The 23,903-nt window shown below is 69.8% G+C and carries 17 protein-coding genes and 1 pseudogene; 10 read left to right on the top strand and 8 right to left on the bottom strand.

Features of this window, described 5'->3' with window-relative positions:
• Positions 1-54: 54 nt before the first annotated feature.
• From AB0A95_RS17780 to AB0A95_RS17765, 4 genes are read right to left on the bottom strand one after another with little or no spacing between them, the layout of a single operon-like run.
• Positions 55-636 carry a hypothetical protein gene (locus tag AB0A95_RS17780; RefSeq protein ID WP_357556817.1) on the bottom strand — a complete coding sequence of 194 codons (582 nt, stop codon included), beginning with the start codon at positions 634-636 and terminating at the stop codon, positions 55-57.
• Entirely contained in the window at positions 633-1,472 is an 840-nt protein-coding gene (locus AB0A95_RS17775; RefSeq protein WP_357556816.1) for a carbohydrate ABC transporter permease, read from the bottom strand. The genes AB0A95_RS17780 and AB0A95_RS17775 overlap by 4 nt, the downstream gene beginning before the upstream one ends.
• On the bottom strand, positions 1,469-2,419 hold the full coding sequence (locus AB0A95_RS17770) for a sugar ABC transporter permease (protein ID WP_357556815.1): 951 nt from the start codon (positions 2,417-2,419) through the stop codon (positions 1,469-1,471). The genes AB0A95_RS17775 and AB0A95_RS17770 overlap by 4 nt, the downstream gene beginning before the upstream one ends.
• Before the next feature lie 2 nt (positions 2,420-2,421).
• Complete coding sequence (locus AB0A95_RS17765) at positions 2,422-3,687, bottom strand: extracellular solute-binding protein (protein WP_357556814.1); 1,266 nt, start codon at positions 3,685-3,687, stop codon at positions 2,422-2,424.
• Positions 3,688-4,219: 532 nt separating this feature from the next.
• On the opposite strand from AB0A95_RS17765, the gene AB0A95_RS17760 reads away from it, so the two are divergent.
• Together AB0A95_RS17760 and AB0A95_RS17755 are read left to right on the top strand one after the other, a co-directional pair.
• Entirely contained in the window at positions 4,220-6,478 is a 2,259-nt protein-coding gene (locus tag AB0A95_RS17760; protein ID WP_357556813.1) for a carbohydrate-binding protein, read from the top strand.
• Between the two features lie 88 nt (positions 6,479-6,566).
• The gene (locus AB0A95_RS17755; RefSeq protein WP_357556812.1) at positions 6,567-8,903 is read left to right on the top strand and encodes a rhamnogalacturonan lyase; all 2,337 of its coding nucleotides are present in this window, start codon (positions 6,567-6,569) and stop codon (positions 8,901-8,903) included.
• Between the two features lie 74 nt (positions 8,904-8,977).
• Here AB0A95_RS17755 and AB0A95_RS17750 read toward each other — a convergent pair whose 3' ends face one another.
• Positions 8,978-9,991, bottom strand: a complete 1,014-nt coding sequence (locus AB0A95_RS17750; protein WP_357556811.1) for a LacI family DNA-binding transcriptional regulator — start codon at positions 9,989-9,991, stop codon at positions 8,978-8,980.
• A 316-nt stretch (positions 9,992-10,307) separates the two neighbouring features.
• On the opposite strand from AB0A95_RS17750, the gene AB0A95_RS17745 reads away from it, so the two are divergent.
• From AB0A95_RS17745 to AB0A95_RS17720, 6 genes are all read left to right on the top strand, one after another.
• Positions 10,308-10,661, top strand: a complete 354-nt coding sequence (locus AB0A95_RS17745) for an L-rhamnose mutarotase (RefSeq protein ID WP_357556810.1) — start codon at positions 10,308-10,310, stop codon at positions 10,659-10,661.
• On the top strand, positions 10,658-11,839 hold the full coding sequence (rhaI, locus tag AB0A95_RS17740) for an L-rhamnose isomerase (RefSeq protein WP_357556809.1): 1,182 nt from the start codon (positions 10,658-10,660) through the stop codon (positions 11,837-11,839). The genes AB0A95_RS17745 and rhaI overlap by 4 nt, the downstream gene beginning before the upstream one ends.
• Positions 11,840-11,877: 38 nt before the next feature.
• A complete protein-coding gene (locus AB0A95_RS17735; protein ID WP_357556808.1) occupies positions 11,878-13,911 on the top strand; it encodes a bifunctional aldolase/short-chain dehydrogenase in 2,034 nt (677 codons plus the stop codon).
• Positions 13,912-13,941: 30 nt separating this feature from the next.
• Complete coding sequence (locus AB0A95_RS17730) at positions 13,942-15,381, top strand: rhamnulokinase family protein (RefSeq protein ID WP_357556807.1); 1,440 nt, start codon at positions 13,942-13,944, stop codon at positions 15,379-15,381.
• Between the two features lie 479 nt (positions 15,382-15,860).
• The gene (locus AB0A95_RS17725) at positions 15,861-17,348 is read left to right on the top strand and encodes a GDSL-type esterase/lipase family protein (RefSeq protein WP_357556806.1); all 1,488 of its coding nucleotides are present in this window, start codon (positions 15,861-15,863) and stop codon (positions 17,346-17,348) included.
• Positions 17,349-17,399: 51 nt separating this feature from the next.
• Positions 17,400-18,644 (top strand): SGNH/GDSL hydrolase family protein, encoded by a 1,245-nt coding sequence (locus tag AB0A95_RS17720; protein WP_357556805.1) that lies wholly within the window; start codon positions 17,400-17,402, stop codon positions 18,642-18,644.
• Positions 18,645-18,752: 108 nt separating this feature from the next.
• On the opposite strand, the pseudogene AB0A95_RS17715 reads toward AB0A95_RS17720, so the two are convergent.
• A pseudogene (locus AB0A95_RS17715) lies at positions 18,753-19,368 on the bottom strand (non-reducing end alpha-L-arabinofuranosidase family hydrolase); the annotation flags it as partial.
• Positions 19,369-19,806: 438 nt separating this feature from the next.
• Positions 19,807-21,033, bottom strand: coding sequence for a GAF domain-containing SpoIIE family protein phosphatase (locus AB0A95_RS17710; protein WP_357556804.1), 1,227 nt, complete (start codon positions 21,031-21,033; stop codon positions 19,807-19,809).
• 191 nt (positions 21,034-21,224) lie between these two features.
• Between AB0A95_RS17710 and AB0A95_RS17705 the strand changes: the two genes are divergently transcribed.
• Entirely contained in the window at positions 21,225-21,659 is a 435-nt protein-coding gene (locus AB0A95_RS17705) for an ATP-binding protein (protein WP_357556803.1), read from the top strand.
• Between the two features lie 97 nt (positions 21,660-21,756).
• Positions 21,757-22,626: a hypothetical protein gene (locus tag AB0A95_RS17700; RefSeq protein ID WP_357556802.1), complete on the top strand. Its 870-nt coding sequence runs from the start codon at positions 21,757-21,759 to the stop codon at positions 22,624-22,626.
• 806 nt (positions 22,627-23,432) lie between these two features.
• Here the strand turns inward: AB0A95_RS17700 and AB0A95_RS17695 are convergent.
• On the bottom strand, positions 23,433-23,903 hold a 471-nt coding region (locus AB0A95_RS17695; protein ID WP_357556801.1), incomplete at its 5' end, for a transposase.

The following is a 23,903-nucleotide window of genomic DNA, read 5'->3' as shown; positions in this document are numbered from 1 at the left end:
AATGTCTATCGGTCGGCGGGCTGGCGGCCGTCACGGTCGCTGGGTGGGGCGTGGTCACGCGGGGGTGTCCCGCAGGGCGGTACCGGCGCGTCGGGCGTACCGGCTCTCGACCGCCACGGCTGCCATCAGCACACAGCCGAGCATCGGCACCGCGAGCGGCAGCAGTTGCCAGGTGACCAGGACCAGCATGCCGAGCGCCAGGACCAGGAGCAGCGAGCCCGACGGATCGCTCGTGACGGCCCGGCGGGCGGCCCGGCGTACCAGATGTGCCCAGGGCGTGCCCGGCGCCCAGGCGGCTGCCGCGCGGAGGACGACCACCGACAACGCCACGGCCACGACGCCGCAGATGGCGCCGACGGGGGCGCTGCCGGGCACGCCGGTGCGCAGGATCCAGACGTCGCCGGCAAGGAGGAGGTAACCGGCGGCGACGCCGAGCGACGGCCGCACACTGCCGGGGTACGCCGCGCGCGCCCGCGCGAAGAACGCACGTACCGCGGTGCTGTCGCCGTCGACGTGCGCCCGGATGTGCGCGCAGCCGGCCGCCAGGGCGGGCAGCAGCGTGATGACCGGGAGGATCGCCAGCCCGGCCAGCAGGCCCGCCGTCAGACACTCCCCGAAGAGCGCGAACCGCCTCATCCCTTGAGGCCCGACGTGGAGACGCCCTCCACGAGGAAGCGCTGGAAGAACAGGAAGAACAGGATCACCGGCACCAGCGCGAGCATCGACATCGCCATGAGCGCGCCGAAGTCCGAACCGACGGTCTCGTCGATGAAGAGTTGCAGCGCCAACGGCAGCGGGTACTTCTCCGGTGTGCTGAGGTAGATGAGCGGGCCGAAGAAGTCGTTCCACGTCCAGATGAAGGTGAAGATGGCCGTGGTGATGATCGCGGGGCGTGCCAGCGGCAGCACGATGTTCCAGAAGATGCCCCAGTGGCCGGCGCCGTCGATCTTCGCGGACTCGTCCAGCTCGCGCGGGATCCCCCGCATGAACTGCACCATCAGGAACACGAAGAACGCCTCGCTGGCGAGGAACTTGCCCAGCAGCAGCGGAGCGTACGTGTCGACGAGGCCGAGCTTCTGGAAGACGATGTACTGCGGGATGATGAGCACGTGGAACGGCAGCAGCAGCGTGGAGATCATGATGACGAACATGAGTCCACGCCCACGAAACCGCAGCCGGGCGAACGCGTACGCCGTCAGGGCTGAGGACGCCACGGTGCCCACCACGGACAGCACCGCCAGGACTGTGGAGTTCCAGAAGAAGCGGAGCACGCTGATGCCGGCGATGCCCGCGATCGCATGGTCGTAGTTGACGGTCGTCACGCGGGTGGGCAACAGCCCGATGCTGCCGATGATGTCCTCGCTGGGCTTGAGGGTGGCCGCCGCCACCCATGCGATCGGATACAGCACCACCGCCAGCAGCGCGATGGCCCCGGCGTGCCAGGCCAGAGTGGAGATCTTCGGTCTCGTCATTTGTCCCCCGAGTAGTACACCCAGCCCCGGGCGGTACGGAAGAGGAAGAGCGTCACCAGCCCGACGCCGGCCAACAGCACCCACGCCATGGCCGAGGCGTACCCCATGCGGTAGTCGCCGAAGCCGCGGTCGAACAGGTAGATGGTGTAGAAGAGGGTGGTGCCGGCCGGCTGGCCGTTCGGCCCGCCGACGATGTACGCGGAGGTGAAGACCTGAAACGCGTTGATGGTCTCCAGCAGCAGATTGAAGAAGAGTACTGGCGAGATCATCGGTAGCGTGATGGACCGGAACCGCCGCCACCCACCGGCACCGTCCACCTGGGCCGCCTCGTACAGCTCCCGCGGTACCTGCTTGAGCCCCGCGAGGAAGATCACCATCGGCGCGCCGAGTTGCCAGACGGCCAGCAACACGAGCATGAGCAGGGAGAAGTCGGGGTTACCGGCCCAACCACCGGCATGCACGCCGACCGTGCCCAGCATCCGGTCGACGACGGCGTCGTCGCTGAACATCGCCTTCCAGACGATCGCCAGGCTGACGCTCGCGCCGATAAGTGAGGGACCGTAGAACGCGGCCCGGTAGAAGGCTCGCCCCCGCCGTTCGTTGTTGAGCAGCATGGCGACGGCCAGCGCGCAGGCCAGCTTGATCGGCACGGCGAGCGCCACGTACAGCGCGGTGACGCGTACCGACTTGAGCCACCGCGCGTCCTCGAACATCCGCTGGTAGTTGTCCAGACCGATCCAGCGTGGCGTGTCGAAGAGGTCGTAGTCGGTGAACGACAGGTAGAGCGAGGCGAGCATCGGACCGAGGGTCAGCAGCAGGACGCCGACGATCCACGGCGAGAGGAAGAGGTAGCCCGCCACCCGTTCATCGGACCGGCGGGCCCCCGGACGGGAGCCCGCCGACTGTGGGTCGACCTCGGCGCGCCGGGTCGACGTGGTCGCCGTCATCGTCAGGACTCGAGAGTCTCTTCGGCCTCGGTGAAGAACTGGTCGACCGCCTCGTTGACGGAGATCCGGCCGTACTGGAGTTCCTCGGTGATCCGGGTGAACGCCTGCTCCAGGGCGCCGGCGCCCTTCGGTGGCGCGGGGGGAGCCTTGGTGAGCTGGTCCTTGAGCCCCTCTTCGTACCCGGCGACGGCGGCGAGCGGGCCCTCGAGTTGGACCACGGCGCGCTGCGCGTTGGTGGCCGGCAGACCGCGGTTGGCGCCGAGGATCCGACCGGCCTCCGGGTCGTTGATCATGAACGAGACCAGCTTGGCGGCGGCCTCCGCGTGCTTGCTCTTCTTCGAGACGCTGAGCAGCATGGCGGGTTTGAGGTACTGGCCCGAGCGGCCCGAGGCGTCCGACGGCACCGGCCCCAGCTTGAGCTGCGCCTTGGTGCTCGCCGCGTAGCGCGCCATGAAGTTGTCCCAGCCCAGGTCGCCGGCGATCAGGTCGCGCTCCAGCGCGTGCTGCGGCTTGATCTGGACGCCCTTCTCGACCGGCAACACCGCCTTGGCGTCCACGAGCGCCTTGCCCTCGGTGAAGAACCTCGCCAACCGGGGCTTGTCGAAGCCGAGCTTGCCGTCCTCGGTGTACAGCAGCCCGCCTTCCTGGCGCAGCTGCAACTCGAGGTTGTAGTAGGTCCCGATGTAGTTGGCGCCGCCATACACCTTGCCCTTGGTGGCCTGCGTGATCCTGGCGAGCGCGGTGCGGTAGTCGTTCCAGGTCCAGCCGGGCTTCGGCTCCGCCATCCCGGCCTGGGTGAACACCGCGGGGTTGTAGATGTATCCCCAGGTGTTGCCGCCCACCGGCACGCCGTACAGGCCGTCGTCGACCTCGCCGACGCCCTTGAGCCCGGCGAGCAGGTCGTCCAGCTTCAGCGCCTTCCCCTCCTGCTCCCTCAGGTCGTACAGGGCGTGGCGGTCGGCGTATTCGCGTAGATAGGAGAAGTCCATCTGGAACACGTCGGGCGCGTTCTTTCCGGCCGTCTCGGTCGCCATCTTCTGCCAGTACGCCTCGTACTCCTGGAAGCTGGGCGTGATCTTGATGTCCGGGTTCTTGCTCTGGAACAGGTCGATCGCCTGCTGCATCAACGCCGCGCGGTCGGCGTTTCCCCACCAGGAGTACCGCAACGTCAACGGACCCGACGGCGTCGCCTCGCCCCCGTCGGCACCGCAGCCGGACGCGGTGAGGGCGAGTGACAGGGTCGCCGCGACGGCTATGAATCGTTTCAAAAACTGCACGTGGTCCTCCGTCTACTCCAAGCGGTGACCGGCGTCCGAGTACTCCGTGGCGGGTGAGCTACTGGCCGTCGAGCTTGTGTGGGGCGGGGTTGCAGCCGACGGCGCCTACCGCGCCATCGCCGTTGCCGGCGCGTGAAGAGAAAATTACGTGCTGGCAATCAGAAAGTGCCATGCCCGCCGGGCTGCGTCAAGACCTCCATGACGCCCGCGAGGTCGGTCCCACCCCGCCGTGTCGCACGCCCCCTGTCGACACACAGGTGGACAACCATCGATTGACAGTTGGGCATGCTCGGATCAGGATGCGTGCTACACGTCAACGTGAGCGGACAACGAAGGTTGTTGGAGCGACGTGTCAGTCAGCTTGCCGGCCGCAGGGCACCCCCGGTGCCGTCCGATCCCTTCGGACGGCAGATCGGGCGCGGTGGCAACGGGTCCACGGGCGGGTGGTGGCGGTCAGCCGGGCGGATCAGCCGGGCCGCTCGTCCGGTTCGACATCGATTCCATCCAGGCTCTGGAGTTCACCATGCATTCACGTAGACAGCGCATCGCGCTGCTCGCCGCCGGAGCGGCAGTGACAGTAGCCGGCGCAGGCATCGCCACGGCGACGACGGCCGCCGCCGCGGCCACCCGCTACGAGGCCGAGAGCGCACCGGCGACGTGCGAGGGGGCCATCGAGTCCAACCACGCCGGCTACTCCGGCAGCGGATTCTGCAACGGCGACAACGCGGTCGGAGCGGCCGCGCAGTTCACGGTGAGCGCCGCCACGGCGGGCACGGCCACCCTCAGCATCAGGTACGCCAACGGTGCGACCACCAACCGTCCGGCGGACGTGGTGGTCAACGGCGCGGTCGCCCAGTCGGGCAGCGCGTTCGATCCCACCGGAGCCTGGACGACGTGGGCGACCAGGACGTTCACCGTACCGATGAACGCGGGCAACAACACCGTCCGGCTCGCGCCGACCACCGCGGACGGCCTGGCCAACATCGACTACGTGGACCTCGATGTCGGCGGCACGACGCCCACGACGCCACCGCCGAGCGAATCGGGCCGGCAGCTGGAGGACCTGAACCGCGGTCTCGTCAGCGTCCGCTCCGGCTCCGGCAACCTGGTGTCGTGGCGGCTGTTCGGCACCGAGTCCACCTCGACCGGTTTCAACGTGTACCGGGGTGCGACGAAGGTGAACTCCGCACCCGTCACCAACTCGACCAATTTCCTGGATCCTGGTGCGCCGTCGGACGCCTCGTACACCGTCCGCGCCGTGGTGAACGGTGCGGAGCAGGCTCCGTCCGAGACATCGCTGCGATTCACCGGCGGGAACTACCTGGACGTGCCGATCTCCCGGCCGGGCAGCAACTACACGGCCGGCGACGCGAGCGTCGGTGACGTCGACGGCGACGGCCAGTACGAGATCTTCCTCAAGTGGGATCCGAGCGACCAGAAGGACAACTCGCAGTCCGGCGTCACCAGCGACGTCTACATCGACGCGTACCGGCTCAACGGGCAGCGGTTGTGGCGGATCAACCTGGGCCGCAACATCCGCGCCGGCGCGCACTACACCCAGTTCCAGGTGTACGACTACGACGGCGACGGGCGGGCCGAGATGGCGGTCAAGACCGCCGACGGCACCGTCTCCGGCACCGGGCAGGTGATCGGCAACGGCAACGCCAACTACCGGAACGCCGACGGGTACATCCTCACCGGGCCGGAGTACCTCACCATGTTCAACGGGCTCACCGGCGCCGTCCTGTCCACAGTGAACTTCCAGCCGGCCCGCGGCAACATCAACGACTGGGGCGACAACTACGGCAACCGGGGCGACCGGTTCCTGGCCGGCACCGCCTACCTGGACGGCCAGCGTCCGAGTCTGATCATGGGTCGCGGCTACTACGCCAAGAGCACGATCGCGGCCTACGACTTCCGCAACGGCCAGTTCACCCTCCGCTGGAAGTTCGACTCAAGCAGCGCGGGCAGCCAGTGGACCGGCCGGGGTACGCACTCGCTGTCCATCGCCGACGTCGACGGCAACGGGACCGACGAGATCATCTACGGCGGCATGACGATCAACTCCAACGGCACCGGCCGTTACACCACCAACTTCTACGCGCACGGTGACGCCTTGCACGTCAGCGACTTCGTGCCCGGCCGGCCGGGCAGGGAGATCTGGCAGATCCACGAGCAGAGCTCCGGCGCCGCCGCCACGCTGCGCGACGCCAACACCGGCGCCGTCATCATGCAGAAGAACAACACCTGCGGCTGCGAGGGCCCGGCGCGCGGCGTGGCCGCGGACATCTACGCGGGCAACCCCGGCGCCGAGTTCTGGGGCGCGGGCACCGGCCTGACCAACCTGTTCAACGCCTCCGGAGCGAGTGTCGGTCGCAACCCCGGTAGCTACAACTTCCTCGCCTGGTGGGACGGCGACCTGGTGCGGGAGCTGCTCGACGGCAACCACGTCGACAAGTACGGCACCGGCGGCGACGCCCGCCTGCTCACCGGCTCCGGCGCGCACTCGATCAACGGCACCAAGTCCACGCCGTCGCTCTCCGGCGACCTGTTCGGCGACTGGCGGGAAGAGGTGATCCTGCCCCGGGACGACAACGCGGCCCTGCGCATCTACACCACGCCGACCGAGACCAACCGGCGCATCTACACCCTCATGCACGACCCGCAGTACCGGCTGGCGATCGCCTGGCAGAACACCGCCTACAACCAGCCGCCGCACCCCGGCTTCTTCCTCGGCGACGGCATGAGCACTCCGCCGCAGCCGAACATCTACCTGCGCTGACCGCACCGAGGGTCGGGCGCCCCGGGCCACCCGGCGCGCGCCCGACCCTCGGACACACCCGCTCGCACCTGACGGAAGGGCACCCGACATGCGGACATCCCGCCGAACCCTCGCCGCCATCGCGGCCACTCTGCTCGCGGTCGTGTGCGCCGCCGTGCCCGCGACCACGTCGCCAGCCTCGGCCGGTCCCGGCCGCGCCGGTCCTGCCCGGGTCCAACTGGAGCGCCTCGACCGCGGTCTGGTGGCCGCGACCGTCACCGACGGAGTGTTCCTCAGCTGGCGCCTGCGGGGGGACGAGGTCACCGGATCCGCCGCCACCGGTTTGACCGGCGTCAACTTCCACGTGTACCGCGACGGCAGGCGGATAGCGACGGTGACCGACAGCACCAGCTACCTGGACCGCGACGGCGTGTCCACGGCCCGCTACCGGGTGGCCGCCGTGCGCCGCGGGCACGAGGTCGACCACGGTTCGACGGTGTCCGCGTGGTCCGGCGCCTCCCGGGACCTGCCGTTGCGCAAGCCGGCGGACGGCAGCACCCCGGCGGGGGAGAGCTACACCTATTCGGCGGGCGACGTCAGCGTCGGCGACGTGGACGGCGACGGCCAGTACGAGTACATCGTCAAGTGGGATCCGTCGAACGCCAAGGACGTCTCGCAGGTCGGCTACACCGGCAACGTCCTCATCGACGCCTACGAGCTGGACGGCAGGCTGCTGTACCGCATCGACCTCGGGGTGAACATCCGGGCCGGCGCCCACTACACCCAGTTCCTCGTCTACGACTTCGACGGCGACGGCCGGGCGGAGATGATGTTCAAGACCGCACCGGGGACGAGGATCACCAGATACGGCAGGCAGGGCGAGGTCGTCTCCGAGCGGTACATCCGGCTGCCGAAGGAGGACGTCGAGGCGGGCGTTTCGCACACCGACGACCACCGCCTCAGCCGCGCCGACTACTACGCGCACGTCGTGCGGATGTTCCAACAGTGGCACCGCCATCCCGAGGTGCTGGCCGGGCACTGGCCCGCCACCCTGGAGCAGGCCTTCGGCATCGAGCCGCGGTACGAGTACCCGCTGTCGCAGGAGCACGCGCAGGCCCTCGCCGACTATTTCCTGGACACCTACGCCCCCGGCCGCAGCAGCCGCAACAACCTGCGGGCGTTCGAGGGCTTCATCCTGGACGGACCGGAGTACCTCACCGTCTTCGACGGCGCCACCGGGCGGGACCTGCAGACCGTCCACTACCGGCCGGGCCGTGCGGACGACGGCCTCAGGTGGGGGGACTACGCGATGGCGCGCATCGAGCCCGGCAACCGGGTCGACCGGTTCCTCGCCGGTGTGGCGTACCTGGACGGCCGGCGTCCCTCGGCGGTCTTCGCCCGTGGCTACTACACGCGCTCGACGCTCGTCGCCTACCGCTGGGACGGCGTCCGCCTGACCCAGGACTGGTACGTCGACAGCGGTTGGGTGCCCATGTCCAACCCGTTCAACGACAGTCCGCACGGCCGCGACGGCACGGACCCGCGCTACGCCACCATCACCACCCAGGGCCAGCACTCGCTGAGCGCCGCCGACGTGGACGGCGACGGCCGGCAGGAGATCGTCTACGGCGGGGCCACCATCGACGATGACGGTGGCCTGCTCTACAGCTCGTTCGGGACGATGCCACCGGAGAGCGCCGACCCGGGTGGACGGGCCCGGATCGGTCACGGCGACGCCATGCACGTCACTGACATCGACCCGCACCGTCCGGGCCTGGAGATCTACCAGGTGCACGAAGGTGCGGCGTGGGCGCCCTACGGCTACACCCTGCGCGACGCCGCCACCGGTGAGCTGATCTACGGGGGCTACACCGGCCTCGACACGGGTCGCGGCATGGTCGGCGACGTCGTCAGTGAGCATCCGGGCCTGGAAACGTGGTGCGCGCTTCCGGCCGGAGCGATCAGCGGCTTCGGGCTGCGCGGCGCGGACGGTGCGCCGCTCGGTGACCGCGTGCCGGGGACGAACCAGAGCATCCGGTGGGCCGCAGACCTGACGACCCAACTCGTCAGCGGGGCCATCGACGTGACGCCGACCATCGAGGACTGGCGGCGTGGCACCCTGCTCACCGCCGAGGGAACCCGTACCAACAACTACACGAAGGGCAACCCCGCCCTGGTCGCCGACGTGTTCGGCGACTGGCGGGAGGAGATGCTCGTGCGGACTCTGGACAGCTCGGCGATCAGGATCTACCTGAGCACCGAGGTGACCCACCACAAGCTGTACACCCTCATGCACGACCCGCAGTATCGCGTCGAGGTCGCCCGTCAGCAGACCGCGTACAACCAGCCGTCGTACCCGGGCTTCTATCTCGGCTCGGACGTCAACTGGTCTCGGCTTCCGGTGCCCAGGATGCGGGTGCCGGGCGGCGTCGCGTCCGGCCACTAGCGCGATCCGTGGGCAGCGGTCCGGCCCCGGTGGCGCCACCACCGGGGCCGGGGACGCCGTCGTTCGGCGGCGAGTTACCGCCAGGGTCGTTCGCTGGAGCGACGAACGACCAGCTCCGGCTGGAAGACCACCTGCCGGTGCTGGTGCGTCGCGCCACCGTCGGCCTCCTCCAGCAGTAACTGGGCCGCCGTACGCCCGAGCTGCTCGCGCGGCTGACGGACCGACGAGAGCGGAACCGCGGCCGCCCCGGCGAACTCGATGTCGTCGTACCCGACGATCGCGATGTCGTCCGGCACTCGCAGCCCACGCTCGGTGAGTTCCTGGAGCACGCCGAGAGCGAGCAGGTCGTTGGCGCAGAAGACGGCGGTGGGGCGAGCCGCGGCGGGCAGGGCGACCAGGTCCGCGGCGGCGTGCCGACCGGCAGCCACGGTCAGGCCCTTCGTCTGGGTCACCCGCAGCTCGCCGCGGTCGGCCAGCGCCGCCGCGGCACCCGCGTGCCGATCGGCCACCTGGGGGATGGCGAAGGGCCCGCCGATGTACGCGAGCCGTCGGTGACCGCGTTCCAGTAGGTGCTCCACCGCCAGCCGGCCGCCCAGCACGTCGTCGACGGCCACCGAGCAGCGGTTGGCCTGGCCGCAGCCCCGGTCGACCAGGACGACGGGGATCCCCCGGGCGTGAAGACGCTCCAGGTCCGGTTGGACGCCGTGGCCGACCGGGGTGATGAGCACGCCCCGCACCCGCTGCTCCTCCAGCAGTTCGAGGTGCCGGTGTTCCCGGGCGCGGTCCTCGCCACTGCTACAGACGACGAGCATGGCGGCGGCCTCCTCGACGACCTGTTCGGCTCCCCGGACGACGTCGGTGAAGAACGGGTTGGCCACGTCGAGGACGACGATGGCCACCGTGCGACTCCGCCCGGCGCGCAGCTGCCGCGCGGAGTCGTTGCGGACGTAGCCCAGCTCGGCGATGGCGTCGAGGACCCGCTGCCGGGTGGTGGGGGTGACGGTGCTCGGCCGGTTGAGCACGTTGCTCACGGTGCCGAGGGACACCCCGGCGTGCCGCGCCACCTCCTTGATGCCTGCCGTTGCCATCGCTCCCTCGCCGGTCTGCGCCCAGGGTCGCGGGGGCCTTCCGCGCCGTCGACCCGACCGGAGAGTCTACAACATCTATGAAACGTTTCAGGTCATGCTCTCGACGGAGGTGCGGCGGGGCGGCCACGCCAACCGGGAGAATTGTTCGGGAAGCTCTTGACGCTCCCGAACGCCGCCCCTACCGTCCTCATCGGGCATTGTGAAACGATTCATTGGGCGGCTCGATCCGCCGCCGCCCTCCGATGCCCCCGACCTTCTGCGACAACGGCCAGCTCGACCAGTTCGCTGTAGCGCCGGCCGAGCCCACGGGAGAACCATGCCGCGAATCTGCTTCACCCTGCAGGTCGATCCGGCCCGCCTGGCCGAATACCGGGCCCGGCACGAGCGGGTCTGGCCGGAGATGCTGACCGCCCTCGCCGAGTGCGGATGGCACGACTACTCCCTCTTTCTGCGCTCCGACGGCCTGCTCGTGGGGTTCCTGGTGACCGAGGACTTCGCGGCGGCGCAGGCCGCCATGCGGGCCCGCGACGTCAACGCCCGCTGGCAGGCCGAGATGGCCCCCTTCTTCCTGCACCTCGACGAGGGCACGGCAGACCTGGCGATGCGACCCCTGCCGGAGGTCTTCAACCTTGAGGCGCAGCTCAACGCCCGGACGGGAGAACAAACATGAGTCACTCCGACCCGTCGGCGCCCGACCGGATCAAGCGGGCCCTGCGCGCGCACCGCATCGAGACCCCGTCCTGGGCGTACGCGAACTCCGGCACCCGGTTCAAGGTCTTCCGGCAGGAGGGCGTGCCACGCGACCCGTACGAGAAGATCGCCGACGCGGCGGTGGTGCACCGGCTGACCGGAGTGGCGCCGACGGTGGCCCTGCACATCCCGTGGGACCGGGTCGACGACTACGCCGACCTGGCCCGGTACGCCCGGGACGAGGGCATCGCGGTGGGTGCGATCAACGCCAACGTGTTTCAGGACGACGACTACAAGCTGGGCAGCGTCACCAACCCCGACCCCGGGGTCCGCCGCAAGGCGATCGACCATCTGCTCGAATGCGTGGACATCATGGACCGCACCGGATCCCACGACCTCAAGCTGTGGTTCTCCGACGGCACCAACTATCCCGGTCAGGACGACATCCGCACCCGCCAGGACCGCCTGGCGACGGCGCTGCGGGAGGTCCACGACCGGCTCGGCGAGCACCAGCGGCTGTTGCTGGAGTACAAGCTGTTCGAGCCGGCCTTCTACACCACCGACGTGCCCGACTGGGGCACCGCCTACGCCCACTGCCTGGAACTCGGGCCGAGGGCCCAGGTCGTCATCGACACCGGTCACCACGCCCCGGGCACCAACATCGAGTTCATCGTGGCGTTCCTGCTCCGGGCCGGGAAGCTGGGTGGCTTCGACTTCAACTCCCGCTTCTACGCCGACGACGACCTCATGGTGGGCGCCGCGGACCCGTTCCAGTTGTTCCGCATCATGTACGAGATCGTCCGAGGGGACGCCCTGCGCCCGGAGGCCGGGATCGCGTTCATGCTCGACCAGTGCCACAACATCGAGCCGAAGCTGCCGGCGATCATCCGGTCGGTGCTCAACGTGCAGGAGGCCACCGCCAAGGCGCTGCTCGTCGACACCGAGGCCCTCACGGCCGCGCAGCGGGCCGGTGACGTGCTCGGCGCCAACGCGGTGCTGATGGACGCGTACAGCAGCGACGTGCGCCCCCTGCTCGCCGAGCTGCGCGCCGAGTCCGGCCTGGATCCGGACCCCATGGCCGCCTACGCCCGGTCCGGCTACGCGGAGAAGATCCGCGCCGATCGCGTCGGTGGGCAGCAGGCCGGCTGGGACGCCTGAAACGCCGACGACGAATCCGGACAGGGGACAGGACGAGGATGCACTCCACGGTTCAGGCGTTGGTCGCCCGCAGTAACCGGCTCGGCGCCGACCCGACCACCACCAACTACGCCGGTGGCAACACGTCCGCCAGGGGCGAGGCCGTCGACCCGGTGACCGGCCACCCCGTGCCGCTGCTGTGGGTCAAGGGCTCCGGCGGTGACCTGGGGACCCTGACCGAGGACGGCCTGGCGGTGCTCCGGCTCGACCGGTTGCGTGCCCTGGTCGACGTCTATCCGGGGGTCGAGCGGGAGGACGAGATGGTCGCCGCGTTGGACTTCTGCCTGCACGGCCGGGGTGGCGCGGCACCCTCGATCGACACGGCCATGCACGGCCTGCTCGATGCCCCGCACGTCGACCACCTGCACCCCGACGCCGGTATCGCCCTCGCGACCGCCGCCGACGGGCCCGCGCTGACCGAGGAGATCTTCGGGGACCGGGTCATCTGGGTGCCCTGGCGGCGACCGGGTTTCCAGCTCGGCCTCGACGTCGCCGCGGTGGCTCGCGCCAACCCGGGGGCCATTGGCGTCATTCTCGGCGGGCACGGCATCACCGCGTGGGGAGCCACCAGCGAGGAGTGTGAACGCCACTCGCTGGAGATCGTCCGCACCGCGCAGGCCTACCTCGACGAGCGGGGCCGGCCCGAACCGTTCGGTCCGGTGCTCCCCGGCTACCAGCCGCTGCCGCGCGACGAGCGGCGGGCCCGGGCGGCGGCGTTGGCGCCGGTCGTGCGGGGCCTGGCATCGACCGACCGACCTCAGGTCGGGCACTTCACCGACAGCGATGTGGTGCTCGACTTCACCGTTCGCCAGAAGCACCCCGTCCTCGCCGCGCTCGGCACCTCCTGCCCGGACCATTTCCTGCGGACCAAGGTCCGCCCGATGGTGCTCGACCTGCCGCCGACGGCGCCGCTGGGGGAGACCGTCGCGCGGCTGAGGGACCTGCACGCCGCCTACCGTGACGAATACCGCGCCTACTACGAGCGGCACGCCGGCCCGGGCAGCCCACCGATGCGCGGCGCCGATCCGGCCGTCGTCCTCATTCCGGGCGTCGGCATGTTCAGCTTCGGACCCGACCGGCAGACCGCCCGGGTCGCCGGAGAGTTCTACGTCAACGCCATCAACGTCATGCGTGGCGCCGAATCCGTCTCCCGGTACGCGCCGATCGACGAGGCGGAGAAGTTCCGCATCGAATACTGGTCCCTCGAAGAGGCCAAGCTCGCGCGCAGGCCCAAGCCGAAGCCCCTCGTCTCCCGGATCGCCCTGGTCACCGGCGCCGGCTCCGGCATCGGCCGGGCCGTCGCCCACCGCCTCGCCGCCGAGGGTGCCTGTGTCGTCGTCAGCGACCGGGACGGCGGCGCCGCCACCCGTGTCGCCGCGGAACTGGGCGGCGGGGACGTCGCGGTGGCCGTAGCCCTGGACGTGACCGACGCCCGCGCGGTGGCCGCAGCGGTCCGCGCGGCCGTGCTCGCCTTCGGCGGCCTGGATCTGGTGGTCAACAACGCCGGCCTGTCGTTGTCCAAGCCGCTGCTGGACACCACTGAGGCGGACTGGGACGTGCAGCACGACGTGCTGGCCAAGGGCTCCTTTCTGGTTTCGCGCGAGGCCGCCCGGGTCCTCGTCGAACAGGGGATGGGCGGGGACGTCGTCTACATCTCCAGCAAGAACTCCGTGTTCGCCGGCCCGAACAACGTCGCCTACGCTGCCGCGAAGGCCGACCAGGCACACCAGGTCCGCCTGCTGGCCGCGGAACTCGGCGCGCACGGGGTCCGCGTCAACGGCGTCAACCCCGACGCGGTGGTACGCGGCTCGGGCATCTTCGCCGGTGGCTGGGGTGCGCAGCGCGCCGCCGTCTACGGCGTGCCCGAGGAGAAGCTGGGCGAGTACTACGCCCAGCGCACCCTGCTCAAGCGGGAGGTGCTGCCGGAGCACATCGCCGACGCGGTCTTCGTGCTCACCGCGGGCTACCTGTCCCGCACCACCGGGATGCACGTGCCGGTGGACGGTGGCGTCACCGCGGCGTTCCTCCGCTGAACGCGCGCCGGTGGGCAGGGGAGCGACGTGATGGCGGGTGACCGGGAGGCGCGGTTCGCCGCCGTGGACCTGGGCGCGTCCAACGGGCGGGTCATGCTCGGGCGGGTCGGGCCGGGCAGCCTGCACCTGACCCAGGCGCACCGGTTCGGCAACGAGCCGGTGCGCGTCGGCGGCACCCTCCACTGGGACATCCTGCACCTCTACCGGAACATCCTGGATGGACTGCGGGCGGCCGGGGACGTGACCAGCATCGGCGTCGACTCCTGGGCGGTGGACTACGGGCTCCTCGACGCCACCGGTGCGCTGCTCGGCAATCCGGTGCACTACCGGGACCGGCGCACCGACGGCGTGGCCGACCGGATAGCCGGACGGCTCGGGGAGGAGCGGCTCTACGCCACCACCGGATTGCAGCATCTGCCCTTCAACACGCTCTACCAGCTCGTCGCGTCGGCCGGCACGCCACAGTACGACGCCGCCGATCGGCTGCTGCTGATCCCCGACCTCGTGGCGTACTGGCTCACCGGCCAGCCGGGCGCCGAGATCACCAATGCCTCCACCACCCAGCTGTACGACCTGCGCCGCCGAGCCTGGGCCGTGGACCTGATGGCGGCGGCGGGCATCCGCGGCGACCTGTTCCCACCGCTGCGCGAGCCGGGCACCCGGATCGGCCCGGTCCGGCCGGACGTGGGCCTGCCCGGGCGGCCCGAGGTGGTGGCGGTCGCCTCCCACGACACCGCCTCCGCCGTGGTGGGCGTGCCGTCGCAGGGGACACGCTTCGCCTATGTCTCCTGCGGCACCTGGTCCCTCGTCGGTGTCGAACTCGACGCCCCGGTGCTCACCGAGGCCAGCCGGCTTGCGAACTTCAGCAACGAGTCCGGTGTCGACGGCACCATCCGCTACCTGCGGAACGTGATGGGTCTGTGGCTACTCCAGGAGTCGGTGCGATGGTGGGGCCCGGTCGACCTGCCCGACCTGCTGCGCCAGGCGGCGGCGGAGCCGGCGTTGCGGTCCGTGGTCGACCCGGACGACCCGGTGTTCCTGCCGCCCGGCGACATGCCCGCGCGGCTCGCCGACGCCTGCCGGCGCACCGGCGCGGCGGTGCCGGAGAGCCCCGCCGCCACGGTGCGTTGCATCGTCGACAGCCTGGCGCTGGCGCACCGGCGGGCGGTTCACCAGGCTCAGCGGCTCTCCGGCCGGGACGTCGACGTCGTGCACATGGTCGGTGGTGGGGCCCGCAACGACCTGCTCTGCCAGTTGACGGCCGACGCCTGTGGGCTGCCGGTGATCGCCGGGCCGGTCGAGGCGACCGCCCTAGGGAACGTCCTGGTGCAGGCGCGGGCCGCGGGCACGATCGGCGGCGACCTGTCGGCACTGCGGGCCCTGCTGCGCGAGACCCAGCACCTCGTTCGGTACGAGCCCCGCGGCCACCAGGCGGCCTGGCGAGCTGCCGAAGCCCGGCTGGGTGGCTGAGGCTGCGTCACCGGGGCCGTCGGAGCGGCGCCGCTCCCGACAATTCATCGACCTTGCTCAATTGACAGTTACTCTTATCCAGGTCAAACTATATGACATATCCGGGAGCCAGCCGATCGAGCGGATGCCACAGAGCCCGAGGTCGGCAACGGGAAGGGGCGCGACGACCAGGGCAGCCCTCGTGGGCCGATGGCGGGACGGTGGCGTGTGCCACCAGGCGTCAGTGCGGCTGAGGTCGGTCGTCTCCGCCATGGCGTCGCACGTCGCGCCGTGGCGGCAACGGCGTGGACGCCGACGACGACACGGCCGTCGCCGGCTGGCGCTGCCACGGCCCATGCCACCCGTTCGGGGCCGGGGAGCCGCGACGGGTTCCAGGCGGGCGTCGCGCGGTGCGGCCGCCACCGGGCACGAGGCGCCCGACCGGGCTGACCCGCACCATCTCCGCATCGCTGACGTTCCCCTGACCGAGGAGTTCGATCGTGCTCACTCCCAGACACCGCGGCGGACTGATGGCCGCCGCCGCGGCGGTCACCATGGCCGTTCCCGTCGTGGTCATGACCGCGGACGCAGCCGCGGCCGCAAACCGCTACGAGGCGGAGACCGCGCCGGCCACCTGCGCCGGGCTCATCGAGGCCAACCATGCCGGCTACACCGGCAGCGGGTTCTGCAACGGCGACAACGCGGTCGGGGCGGCGGTGCAGTTCACCGTCACCGCGCCGGCGGCCGGCACCGCCACCATCGGCATCCGGTACGCCAACGGCGCCACCACCGACCGCCCGGCGGACGTGCTGGTCAACGGTGTCACCGTCCAACCGGGCACCGCGTTCGGTCCGACCGGCACGTGGGAGACCTGGGCCACGAGGACGTTGACCGTGACGGTGAACAGCGGCAGCAACACGATCAGGTTGAACCCGACGACCGCCAACGGCCTGCCCAACATCGATTTCCTGGACCTGGACAGCGGCGGCGCGTCCCCGAGCGCGACCGCCTCCCCGCCGCCCGGCCGGCCGCCGGAGTGCACCGGCGGCGCACCAGTCACCTGCCACTTCGGGCTCGCCCCCGGCAACTACACAGTCACCGCCTGGATCGGTGACCGCGCGTCGGCGGGCAACACGTCGATGTCGGTGGAAGCGCGTCGACGGATCCTGCCGCCGGTCAGCACCGCGGCCGGCACCGTAACTCCGTACGTCTTCACGGTCAACGTGCGGCAGCCGGAGGGTCAGCCGACCGGACAGGGCGGCACCGGCAACCCGGGTCTGGACCTGATCTTCGCCGGGTCGGCGCCGAGGCTGTCCGGGTTGACGGTCCAGCCCGCGAGCAACCCGCTGGTGGTCTACCTGGCCGGTGACTCGACGGTGTGCGACCAGTCCACCGCCCCGTACACCGGGTGGGGGCAGATCCTTCCCGCGTGGGTGGCCGCCGGCGCCGTCGTCGCCAACTACGCGGACTCGGGGGAGAGTTCCGGCAGCTTCCTGAGCAACTCGGCGCTGTTCCCCACGATGAAGCCGCTGATCAGGACCAACAACCTGGTATTGATCCAGTTCGGGCACAACGACAAGTCGACGACCGCGTCGGGTTTCCGCGGCAACCTCACCTCCATGATCGACCAGGTGCGGGATCGGGGCGGTGTTCCGGTCCTTGTCACCCCGCCGGTACGGCGACTGTTCAGTGGCAGCCAACTCACCGGCACGGCGCTGCACATCAACGGGGTCGGCGTCAACCTGCCCGCCGAGATGCGCAACCTCGGCTCCTCGCTCAACGTGCCGGTGATCGACCTGACCGCCAAGAGTGAAGCGCTCGTGGAGTCGCTCGGCCCTACCGACTCCGCCCAGCTCTATTTGCGGCAGTCGGTGGACGGGGTGACCGACAACACGCACTTCTCCGAGTACGGCGCCGAGAAGATGGCGGACCTGGTCGTGCAGGGCATTCGCGAGCGCAACCTCCCCCTGGCCGCCTACCTGCGGTGAGCCGTCGACCCTCGCCGTTCACACCCCGTCCGAGGAACGAGGAGAGAACAGATGAAAGCCAAACTTTGGTGCCTCGCCGCCGGCCTTCTGCTCGTCGTCGCGCTCCTGGTGCCGCCGGGCAGCGCCACGGCGGCGTCGACCCGGTACGAAGCCGAAGCGGCACCGGCGGTCTGCACCGGCACCATCGACGCCAACCACACCGGATACACCGGAACCGGATTCTGTAACGGTGACAATGCCGTCGGCGCCGCCGTTCAGTTCACCGTGGACGCCGCGGTGGCCGGAACGGCCACGCTGGACATCCGTTACGCGAACGGCACGACAACGGCGCGGCCGGCCGACGTTTTCGTCAACGGTGTCCGAGCCCAGTCGGTTCCCCTGGACGGCACCGGTGCCTGGACGACCTGGCTCACCAGTACGGTGACGGTGCCGGTCACCACCGGCGCCAACCTCGTGCGACTCAGCCCGACCACCGCGAACGGTCTGCCCAACGTGGACCGTCTCGACGTGACGGCGCCGGGCCCGAGTCCGAGTCCGTGCGCGCCTCCGTCGGCCAGCCCGACGTCCGCGCCGCCCCGGGTCACCGTCTGGCTGGCCGGAGACTCGACGGTGGCCGAGCCGTCGAGCGGTACGACCTGCCCGGTGGGCTGGGGTAACCAGTTCGCGCAGTACTTCAACGGGAACGTCACGGTGCGCAACAGCGCGGTGGGCGGGCGAAGCATCCAGACGTGGCTCTACGACCCCAATGTCACAGGCACCAAGAATTCGGCAGGCGAGTGTGTCGTCAGCCCGCAGACCTACTCGGCGCGTTGGCAGGCCATGCTCGACCCGACCAACGGCATGAAGGCCGGTGACTACCTCTTCATCCAGTTCGGGATCAACGACTCAACCAGCGCCTGTCCTCGCCACGTCGGATCCGCCCGCTACCAGCAACTGCTGGGCGTGATGGCCAGCGCGGCCAAGGCGCGCGGCGCCCGTCCCGTCTTCCTCACGCCGGCGGCCGCGATCACCTGTTCCGGCGGCACAGCGGTCGGCAACCGCGGCTTCATCGCCGAGACGAACGCCGCCGCCAGCGCGAACGGTGTACCCGTCATCGACCTGCACCGGCTGAGCTACACGCTCTACAACAGCCTCGGCTTCTGTCCCTTCAACGGCGACTACGGGGCCGGGCCGGTGGGTGCCTTCTTCTGCAACGACCACACCCACTTCGAAACGGCCGGCGCGCGGCAGATCGCCGGCGTGGTGGCCAGGGCGTTGCGTGACCAACAGATCCCCCTCGCGTCGTACCTGAGATAGGAACCGCTGGGTCGCCGCCGACGACCCGGACCTCGTGGTCACCCCCCGGAGCGCGGGGCGGGCGGGCTCGGTCGTGTGCCGAACCTGCCCGCCCCGCCGTTGTCATCGTCAGCGTTGCAGGGTCAGCAGACCCGGCCGGCACGGCAGCAGGCCGTAGTCACCGCCGGAACTGGGAGAACGCCCCCTGGCAGAGCAGTTGCAGATTGCAGGCGTCAACGGTCATGGTCTGGCCGGCGTTGCTGCGGATCAGTTCGCCGTGACTGATGTCGTTGGTCCAGGTGGCGCCGCTGTTGGCCTTCCCGGCGAACGGGTTGCTCTCGGACGTGGCCTGCGGCGTCCACGTGCCACCGAGGCTGGTGGCCGTGAACGAGCGGAAGTAGCGCCCGTTCGCGCCGATCGTCTCGACGAGCATGAGGTGCCGGTTCTGGCCCTGAAGCTTGTAGACCTGAACAGCTTCGAACAGGCTGTTGGTCGAGTCGGTCGTGATCGTCGTGTAGTTCGACCCGAAGCTGCCCGGGAAGTTCCCGATGTACGGCACGTGGGTGAGGTCCTTCAGCGACACCCAGCCCGACCTCGGCTGCGCCAGCGCGCCCGTCGACGACCACCGGTACGACGACGGTAGTTCACACGAGCCGCCGGTCGGCGTGGGTGTCGGCGTCGTCAGCGATGGCGTCGGCGTCTGGGTGCCGCCGCCGAGGGACGTGAGGCGGAACTGCTGGTTGGCCCGTCCGTGGCAGTCGTAGAGCTGAACCCGCGTGCCGTTGGTGGTCGGCCATCCTGGTGCTGCCGGGTGGCGCTCATCCGCGACACGAGAACCTTCACCCGACCTACCGCCCGCCAGTGCGTCCCCACCTGACCCGGAACCCCCACCGCCGATGCGTCGACCTCGCCGATCGCTGCATCCGGCCTCGCCATGACCAACGGGATTCGTATCGACACCCGCGTAAGGAAACGCGGGCCTTGACTGCCGCGGCAGGCGACAGCCAGAGGTTTCGAGGAGCAGGCCGTCTGCGTACGTCCCGGCCAGGGTCCGATCGCGGCCTGGCGGGGACTATCGGTCAGTCGGTTCGACCAACGCGTTGCCGGCGGCGGGGTGAACAGCACGAGGCCGCCGCCGAGGCCGTGATGTTGCCGGCCGGGCAGGGCGGGGTAGGGAAGGATCTCAACGAGGGTTCGCTGGTGATTGGCGGCCGATGACCAGCAGGGCGATGTCGTCGTTGGGCTGGTCCTCGGCGGTGCTGGCCATGATGTGGTCGCACAATGCCTCGGCCGGCTCGGATCGCACGGCGGCGGCGAGGCGCTCGATGCCGGTGTCTATCAGTTCGTTGCGGCGTTCGATGAGTCCGTCGGTGAAAAAGACGAGCGTTGCGCCCGGCGGCAGGTCGACAACGGTGGTGCGGCGATTGGTCATCGGGCGGCCCACACCGAGCGGCCGGTCCACCGCCAGGTTGACGAGCTGGGTGGGTTGGCCGGGGACGGCCAGCAGCGGTGGCAGATGACCTGCGCAGGAGAGGTGGACTGTCGCGCGGTCGGGTGCGATGAGGGCGTAGACGGCGGTGGTGAGGGTGCCGGCCTCGAAGTGGTAGATCTTGCGGTCGAGGGAGGTTAGCGCCTGGGCGGGATCGTCGGCATCGAGTGCGTAGGCGCGCAGCGCGCTGCGGATGCGTCCCATGACGACGGCGGATGGCAGTCCGTGGCCGGAGACGTCGCCGATGACGGCACCCAGCCAGCCGGATGGCAACATGAACACGTCGTACCAGTCGCCGCCGATGCCGAGGTCGTGGCCGGGTACGTACCGGGCGGCCAGGTCTAGGCCGGGAATGTCGGGTAGTCGGGCGGGTAGCAGGCTGCGTTGCAGGGCGAGCGCTGCCTGCCGGTCGAGGGATTGCGCTCGGGCCTGGCCGGCGGAGCTGGCGCGATCGGCGACGAGTTGAAGCAGCCGCACATCGTCGGGACCGAACTGTCGCAGGGTCAAGGAGCCGACGTGCAATACGCCGACGAGGTTGCCGTTGGCAAGCATGGGCACGCCGAGCAGGGCACGTACACCCGTGGTGAGCAGGACAGGATTGACCACGTCGTCAGGCGTGACGTCATAGATCGTGACTGGCGCCCGTGTGGCCGCCACCCGGCCGGCGAAGCCGCGTCCGACCCGGACGCGGAAACCCTGGCGCACCTCCTCCTCCAGCCCTTTGGCCGCTGTCGCGACGAGTTCGCCGGTGTGACCTTCGAGGAGCAGGATGGTGGCGGTATCGACCTTGAGCAGGTCTCGGATCCGTTCGAGTAACTCGTCGAGCAACTCGGCGGTGGCCAGGCCCGACAGGGCGGCATCGGTGATCGCCTCGATACGGCGCAGCCGCTCCTCATTCGTCACCACTTCGGCACCGGCCACTCAGGCAGCGTAGACGTCGGCACGCCGTCGATGGCGCGCCGGGATCGAGATCAACAGTGTCGCGTCTTCGACGTGGGGTACCTTCTCCTGTCGGATTGATGCCTTGTCGTCCGTGAACCCGTTTCGGAGAGCACTCTGTCGCGCCATCGGCAAGGCCGATCGCCTCCACGTCCGGACGGAGAGGGGATGAAGTGGCGGTCCCACCTCGCGACCAGCATGCGCCGACCGCCGCGACGCCCGTTTTCTCGACATCGTTCGCCCTCACGGACCTCGCCCGCGTTCGCAACGAGGTGGAGGTAGTCGGTCGCCGGTGCGGCCTCGGCCAGGACGAGACCGAGGACTGGGTGACCGCAGTCAACGAATTGTTGATCAACGCGATTCGACACGGGGGAGGTGGAGGTTCGGTACGCCTGCTCCTAGACGATCAGCTCATGTGCGAGGTGACCGACCAGGGGCGGGGCTTCAACAGCGCTCACTACGTTCCGGGCGCCGAGCGACCGCCCCTGTCCGGCATGGGAGGGATGGGCCTATGGATGGTCGGGCAACTGGCCGACTACCTTTTCGTCGCCAGCGGACCCGCAGGCACCACGATCCGAATCGCGGCTCGCACCCGCAACGTCGGCTAGCCGCTACCTCTTGTCTGCCGCCACCAACCTGCCAGGCGGACTGCCGCAAGCTCTCTGTTGACTCTCGACCTGACCTCGCTGTTTGCCAACGAGAGCATTGGGCGAACGGCTCGCGGCGGCGGGACCGGGCCGCGTAGCTGAACACGCGGGCGCCCGAAGCGGGGCGTCTCGCGTGGGCGACCACGCATCAGCGGGCGTTGGGAACCTGGCCTGTCGTGGTGGCGTCCAAGCCGGTATGCCGATGCGCCGCATGGTCGTTGTGGGTGTTGTCGTGGCGGTCTTCGTGTTGGCGGTGACCGTTGCGGTCGTCGCGCCCGGGAGGCCGGAGCCGGCCTGCGGGTGCACAGTGGAGCCCAATCTCCGGGGTCCTGCACGCGATGCGGCAGTACGGTTCGAGGCCGCGGTCCGGCGTGCCGATGTGTCCGGCGCCTGGGCGTTGCTGAGTGACGGGGCGCGGTACCGGTATGTGGATGTGGATGGCTTTCAACCCGTCTTCGACCGTCTCGGCAAGGCGCTCCACGAGGCCGACGCTGGCGCTGGCGGGGATGGCGCGGCGGCGGGCTGGCTGGCGGTGGACGACCGGGTGCGCTCCGACATGCTGAGCGAGGTCGTGGTCGTGCGCTACTCGACCGGCCCGCTGCGACCGGCCTGGCCGTTGCTGGTCCTTGTGCCGCTCGGTCAGGTCGGCGACGAGCGGATCGATCCCGAGCTGCCGTCGCTGCCGATGACCGCCGTCAGCGATGGCGAGGGGGTACGGGTCGAGATTCCGGACGGCGACCTGAGACTGACCTCGTTCGCGATGATCGACGGCACCGGACAGCACAGGCTGCCGAGCCGGGAGCACGTGACCGAGGATGTGGTCAGGTTGACATGGACCATCCCGTTGCGGGGTCCGGTCGTGGCCGTCGCGATGGAGAGGAGCGGGACCCGTTTGCGGGTGGGTGCCGCTGCCGCCGGTGTTGGTTGACGACCACGGCGCACGCAAGGTCGTGGCGACGCGCCGCGTGGCAACACTTGTTAGCGTGTCGGCCGCGTGGGCGCTCTCGTTCGAGGGAACCGTCGGAGGCGACGGTGAGTGGTTGTCCGGTCTCGGGTACTGGATCGGGCCCGGCACCGGTGCGGAGCCGCATGGTGTCAGCGCCGATGAGATCACGCCTGCGATGTCTACCAGTACGACATCGAACAGCAGGCAGACCGGACGGTCACGTGCTGACGCCTGACCCAGGTCGGGAAGACTCCTTCGCACGCCGAACCAGGATCTCGCTGGGGGCTGGCTAGAGATAGCGGGCTGGTCGAGTCCTCAGCCACGGCCCGGGACATGCCCCGCCACATCGCGTACTTCACCCAGTCGGCCTTGCGGGCATCCTGCCCAGGTCGCTTGCACACGCTTCGCCGACTCGGCGAGCTGGGGGCCTGGGCGGTGGTGTTGTCCGGCATCGGGCTCTCGACGATGACGGTAGAGGCGCCAGGGTGGGGCTCGCCGATGACCTCGGGCTTCTTCGCCGCGAGTTGGTCGCGGTGGTGCGTCGATGTCGGTCGGCTTGAGCCGCGCGCTGATCCGGCGAGTAGGCGCCCACTCGGCGTGGCGGGCGTTCCCGGCGGGCGGGGGGCTACCGTCGGCGGCGGCAGCTGAGGGGTCCGTTGCGACAAGGGTGCGCAGCGCTCGCCGACGGCGGTGTCCAGGAGGGTTGGCTACTTAGTGAACGAGCTGCCCCAGTCGGAGCCGGCCTGGCTGGACAACATCGGCATAGGTCCCGAAGCAGGCCGCACGCCCTAGGTTCTGTCTCGTAGATCTTGGTGGTCGGGGACGGCGCGTAGCCAGTCAAGGGTTTCGACCAGGTCGAGGGTGGCCTGGAAGTGGGTAGCGAGTTTGTCGTAGCGGGTGGCGAGGCCGCGCCAGTGTTTGCGTCGGTTGAAGCCGCGTTCGACTTGGTTGCGGCGCTTGTAGGCGGTGGGGTCGAAGGTTGGTGGTCGGCCGCCGCGTCGGCCTCGCCGCTTCCGGTTGGCGATCTGATCGTTGGGCTCGGGGATGACGGTGGTGATGCGTTTGTTCCGCAGTGCCTTGCGGTTGGCTCGCGAGGAGTACGCCTTGTCGCCGGTGACTGAGTCGGGTCGTTTGCGTGGTCTGCCGACCTGGCCGGGTCTGGGGACCCGGACCTGGTCGAGCAGGGGGATCAGTTGTTGGGTGTCGGCTGCCTGACCTGGGGTGATGCGGGTAGCCAGTGAGCGGCCACGTCCGTCGGC

The organism is Micromonospora sp. NPDC049230 (genome assembly GCF_040647875.1).
GTDB lineage: Bacteria > Actinomycetota > Actinomycetes > Mycobacteriales > Micromonosporaceae > Micromonospora.
This window is presented reverse-complemented; position numbering and strand designations above follow the sequence as displayed.

Coding starts and splice junctions, on each gene's coding strand:
- AB0A95_RS17780 (WP_357556817.1), bottom strand. CDS start 636: ATGAGGCGGTTCGCGCTCTTCGGGGAGTGTCTGACGGCGGGCCTGCTG.
- AB0A95_RS17775 (WP_357556816.1), bottom strand. CDS start 1,472: ATGACGAGACCGAAGATCTCCACTCTGGCCTGGCACGCCGGGGCCATC.
- AB0A95_RS17770 (WP_357556815.1), bottom strand. CDS start 2,419: ATGACGGCGACCACGTCGACCCGGCGCGCCGAGGTCGACCCACAGTCG.
- AB0A95_RS17760 (WP_357556813.1), top strand. CDS start 4,220: ATGCATTCACGTAGACAGCGCATCGCGCTGCTCGCCGCCGGAGCGGCA.
- AB0A95_RS17755 (WP_357556812.1), top strand. CDS start 6,567: ATGCGGACATCCCGCCGAACCCTCGCCGCCATCGCGGCCACTCTGCTC.
- AB0A95_RS17750 (WP_357556811.1), bottom strand. CDS start 9,991: ATGGCAACGGCAGGCATCAAGGAGGTGGCGCGGCACGCCGGGGTGTCC.
- AB0A95_RS17745 (WP_357556810.1), top strand. CDS start 10,308: ATGCCGCGAATCTGCTTCACCCTGCAGGTCGATCCGGCCCGCCTGGCC.
- rhaI (WP_357556809.1), top strand. CDS start 10,658: ATGAGTCACTCCGACCCGTCGGCGCCCGACCGGATCAAGCGGGCCCTG.
- AB0A95_RS17735 (WP_357556808.1), top strand. CDS start 11,878: ATGCACTCCACGGTTCAGGCGTTGGTCGCCCGCAGTAACCGGCTCGGC.
- AB0A95_RS17730 (WP_357556807.1), top strand. CDS start 13,942: ATGGCGGGTGACCGGGAGGCGCGGTTCGCCGCCGTGGACCTGGGCGCG.
- AB0A95_RS17720 (WP_357556805.1), top strand. CDS start 17,400: ATGAAAGCCAAACTTTGGTGCCTCGCCGCCGGCCTTCTGCTCGTCGTC.